This window comes from Klebsiella sp. 2019SCSN059 (assembly GCF_021739525.1).
GTDB lineage: Bacteria > Pseudomonadota > Gammaproteobacteria > Enterobacterales > Enterobacteriaceae > Klebsiella > Klebsiella quasipneumoniae.
The window spans coordinates 1-4,801 of the sequence record NZ_JAKKOM010000075.1 but is presented as its reverse complement, the minus strand read 5'-3'; the positions used below and the strand labels follow the sequence as shown (position 1 = coordinate 4,801).

Below are 4,801 nucleotides of genomic sequence, written 5' to 3'. Positions count from 1 at the left end.
ATCGGCTCAAACATGAAGAAATGAAATGACTGAGTCAGCCGAGAAGAATTTCCCCGCTTATTCGCACCTTCCCTAAATTACCCTACCACTAAGAAAATTCCTATCAATGTTGATTTCTTTACATATACCCACCTGATGATGGTATGTGCAATACATTAATATTTAGTGTTTATGAAAAGAGTCTGAGATAACGAAAATGAGGGTTTATAACCTGGGTGAGTATTAATTGCCTCTAAAAAACAGCTCAGAGAGGCGCGTTAAAATTTTTCTATTATTGCCGGGACCGTCGCCAACGGCGCGATGTATTCCGTATTAAAACTGTCAAGAGCTGCGAAGAATGAGCCAGTGACAGCGGGCAAGTCATCGAGAAAACCGGGAGTACGTGACGAACCTTTAGTTTGCTGAGCGAAGCGAACATCATAAAAAGTAACTTTCTTCACCTTCTGTGGCCGATTACCAATATTATTGCCTGAATGGTATAGTCAAACCTGTAGGAAGCTGTTCCCCCATTTTACCAGGAAGAAGATTACGATGAATGTCATTCAGTCCCGTATGCTCTCTGTATTTGATTTTGACGGCACACTAACACGGCATGACAGCTTTATCCCTTTTCTGCGGTTTGCCTTTGGCAATCGGGCTTTTTCCCGTCGTATCGTCACAATGGCTCTTCCCACGTTACGCTGTATGGGGAAGAAGATGACACGTGATGAACTGAAAGAAATTCTCATCACAACCTTCCTTACTGGGGTTGACGAGAAATGGCTATCCAAAAATGCTGAGAAATTTTGCCAGGTCTACTGGAGTCGGCTTATGCGTCCTGCAGGCCTGATGGCCGTGGCGAATGAAGTGAATTCCGGCGCGGAAGTGACATTATGTTCTGCTTCACCAGAAATGGTACTCAGGCCATTTGCCGACAGGCTGGGCATCAAAGTGATAGGCACACAGCTTGAGGTCAAAGAAGGGATACTTACCGGGCGTATTAGTGGGCATAACTGCCGGTGTAGCCAGAAAATTATCCGGCTGGAAAAAGAGTACGGTCCTTTGAAAAATTATCATCTGCGGGCATGGGGAGACACACGAGGGGATTACGAACTACTGTCAGCTGCAGCCGACCCTCACTGGCGGCACTTCCATGCGACCTGGCGTCGGGGAAAAGTTCCTTTCGAACTACCTATCCGGTAAATTATCGCCCCTTTCCGGGGCGAAGGCTCACAGAATACCCGCTATTTTTGCCTGATCCAGCCAGTCTTTAAACTCTTCCAGAAGTTGCTCGTACAGCTCCTCATCCTTCACCGTTGCGAAGTTATCGATGGCAAAGAAGTTGCTGTTATCGATTCGCCGATCGCTGAAGGTATCCAGTTTTTCGAGAATACCGTAATTTGAACCGCCGAGGCCCACAAATTTCCAAAAAATGGGGTAGTTGGCCGAGCGGCGTATGGCTTCTTTGATTTCACGGGTTTTACTAATCCCGCCATCCGTAATGCAGACAACATAAACGGGCAGTATGCTGTCCTTGAAGAAGTCGATCACCTCATTCATGACCGGCGGCTCGTTGTTTGTCCCGCCCAGGCCCGGAAGGATTTCCCAGGCAGATCGTTTACCCGTGTTCTGGATAGCCGCAACATATCCGTCAAGATTGTCCAGGGTGACGTCAGGGTATTTCTTGTGACGCTCAGCAAAGCCCCACACATCCATCGTACCGTCATCATCGAACTGGACTGACAGGACGGCTATACGGTCGAGAACGGACTGCACATGTCCCTTTTTAAACTGACCGGTCATAGAGCCTGAGGCATCAAGAACAAAAGCGACTCTGGCTTCAACCGTCTCCAGCTTGTGTTTGGCAAGAGAAACACTGGCTTTTTTTGCCAGACTGATAAGCGCGGGGGCTTTCCCTTCCAGTTTTTTCTCCAGACTGATCCGGGCTGGTTGCGTTGGGGTATCTTCTGGTTGTGCGACATCGACACCATAGCTGACGGCAAGTGGCTCCAGTCCACCGTTAAACCCCTGCCCCTGAGCACGGAGTTTCCATTGCCCCTGATGACGGTAAATCTCGCCCATAATCACCGCTTTCTCACTACGGCCCTTCAGGTCGACATTGAATTCAGCGATGCCGGTTGCCGTCAGCCGGAGTTGCGAGAGTCCGCTGATCGTGTCATTGCCATCTATCACCAGCGTTATAGCGATTTTCTGAATGGTTTCGGGAATGCGTTCCAGCGCAAGCTGAAGGTTCGCATGCTGGTGGCCGGGAAGCAGTTTTACAGCTCCACCGGCAGCACTCCGATTGTTGTAGAAGATAAAGTCTGCGTCACCGGTGACTTTCCCGTCAGCATTCAGCATAAACAGGCAGGTTTCTGGTTCACTACTAAAACTGTACGATGACAGATAATCAAGTCTGAGCGTCAGGTCCGTAGTATGTAGTGGAATATTCTGTCCTGATTGTAATTGCATCTGATCCCTCTTTAATTTTGAGCAATATTCATTCAGTAAGCTGATATAAAAAACCCCGGACAGGCCGGGGTTTCGTTGGGGTTATTTATCAGATGTTGATGCCATGCTGTTGCGCCAGCGGGTATAGGAAGTATAAACCACCTTTTTGCTCCTCATCCGAAGTATCTTACCTGAAATTCCCTCACTCGTTTACCGCTCAAGCCCCAATTTTAACTGCCGGTCCAGCCTAAACCGCTCTAATAAGGTTCGATTTGGCGGTAAAATCTCTAGCCTGATAGCTCGAGAGATACAAACTGCCCCACCGCCCCGTTTAAAAGTTGGCAGTGTTGAGCAGTGTTGGATTTGGGGTCGTCAGTCAAAGAGACGACTCTGTGATGGATCGAACAGGCTGGGAGTCAGTGGCGGCGCTCGTTCTGGTGGCAGCTCACGCTGCTTGGCGGCATTCGCCTTGGCTGTTTTCTGTTTCAGATGCTTGAGAATCTGCTCAATGACCTTCGGATCTTCGATGCTGGCAATCACTTTGACGTGACCGCCGCAGTGTTCGCAGACTTCAATATCAATATTGAAGACTCGCTTGAGGCGTTGCATCCAGGTCATGGCGCGGTGGCGCTCTGCAGGACTCTTGTCACGCCAGTTAGTATCGAGACCTTCCGATTTGTCGGGCTTCTTGCCCCGCTTGGCGGGTGTTACTTGAACTCGGTGTTTGCTGTTCGGTGCAAAGACGCCGTGGAAGCGTGTGAGGTTGACTCGCGGCTTAGGTACCAACGCAGCGAGTTTGGCGATGAAGTCCAGCGGCTCGAAGATCACATGGGTGGTGCCATTGCGGTACGGAGTTTTGAGCTCGTAACGCACCTGCCCATTGGCGGTTAATGCCAGACGTTTTTCTGAAACCGCTGGCCGACTAATGTAGCGACACAAGCGCTCAAGCTTATCCCGCTGATGCGCTTCGGCCATCACACCGGCGTGTAGCGAGAAACCAGCATGGTTGGCTACTCGACTGCTTGAGTCGGCTTTATCCTCACGCCCTGGCAAGGTTTGCAGGGTGAAGACTTTGCGCCCTTGCTGGGGGCCGACGGCAATGCGATACGTAACCGAAGCACCATGTAATTGAGTCAGCGTATCGTCTTCGCCCTCTTCCAGTGTCAACCACGTATTCTCGGCATCACGCTCCAAAATCCCACGCTTTTCCATGCAGCGAGCGATGCGATGGCTGAGGGTGTGAGCGAGCGTATTCAGCTCATCGTAAGTGGGTGCCTTGACACGATGGAAGCGTTGCTTGCCATAGTCATCTTCGGCATAGACACCATCGAGAAACAGCATGTGGTAGTGGACATTGAGATTTAGCGCGGAGCCAAAGCGTTGGATAAGAGTCACTGAGCCAGTTTGTGCAGAGGCTTTGGTGTAACCGGCTTTTTTGATCAGATGAGTTGAGAGTGTACGATAGACGATACTCAAGACCTGGCCCATCAGCTGGGGATGGCGAGCCAGCAAAAAGCGTAGCTGGAAAGGAAAGCTGAGCACCCACTGGCGAATGGGCTCCTTGGGGAAGACTTCGTCTATCAGCAGCGCCGCACTCTCGGCCATCCGGCGGGCACCGCAGCTAGGGCAAAAGCCGCGTCGTTTACAGCTGAAGGCGACCAGACGCTCGTGATGACAATCCTCGCAGCGAACCCGCATGAAACCATACTCCAGACGGCCACATTGGAGGAGGTCGTTGAATTCTTGTTGGATGTAGCGAGGCAGGTGTTGACCTTGGGCTTCGAGTGAGGCTTTGAAGGCTGGGTAGTGCTGCTCAACCAGCTGGTAGAGCAGCGTCTGGTCGGGTTGGTGGCGTTCGTAACCGTTTGTTTGAGTGGGCGATTGACTCGCCGTGGCGTTCCTTGCCAGCGACATGGGTATCCTCCGCTGATACTGTGGTTATGTACAGTATCAGCGGCTTGCGTTCAGACGTCCAGTCTGGCCCTAGACATCGCTAAATGCTTAACCCGCAATAGCCCTCACGAGTTGTTATCAGCCACTACCGGTTGAGCGAGAAGGTTTTGGGTTCAGGGTGCTATTGCTCCACCAATCACAATACTGAAGCCCCAACTGTTATCAGTTGGGGCTTTTTCTTGTCTGTTTGCGGCGGTTGCGTTTTATCGGTAGTCGTCGAGCTCTGCACCATCCCACATAAGAGCTTAACGGTGCGATCTTCAACGCCATCACACAAAACTTTCTTTTTCACGCACAGTCAACTTATTGGATGTTTTATTAACAACCCAAAAGGAGATATTTAGCGGGCGGCCGGAAGGTGAATGCTAGGCATGATCTAACCCTCGGTCTCTGGCGTCGCGACTGCGAAATTTCGCGA

At 50.8% G+C, this 4,801-nt stretch carries 3 protein-coding genes; 1 reads left to right on the top strand and 2 read right to left on the bottom strand.

Going from position 1 to position 4,801, the window contains the following annotated elements:
- The first annotated feature begins 531 nt into the window (after window positions 1–531).
- Window positions 532–1,182: an HAD family hydrolase gene (locus L2I46_RS28620; RefSeq protein WP_014839892.1), complete on the top strand. Its 651-nt coding sequence runs from the start codon at window positions 532–534 to the stop codon at window positions 1,180–1,182.
- A gap of 27 nt (window positions 1,183–1,209) precedes the next feature.
- Here L2I46_RS28620 and L2I46_RS28615 read toward each other — a convergent pair whose 3' ends face one another.
- Together L2I46_RS28615 and L2I46_RS28610 are read right to left on the bottom strand one after the other, a co-directional pair.
- Window positions 1,210–2,451 (bottom strand): VWA domain-containing protein, encoded by a 1,242-nt coding sequence (locus L2I46_RS28615; RefSeq protein WP_014839891.1) that lies wholly within the window; start codon window positions 2,449–2,451, stop codon window positions 1,210–1,212.
- Between the two features lie 351 nt (window positions 2,452–2,802).
- Window positions 2,803–4,344, bottom strand: a complete 1,542-nt coding sequence (locus L2I46_RS28610) for an IS91-like element ISCR1 family transposase (RefSeq protein ID WP_000050481.1) — start codon at window positions 4,342–4,344, stop codon at window positions 2,803–2,805.
- Between the last annotated feature and the right edge of the window lie 457 nt (window positions 4,345–4,801).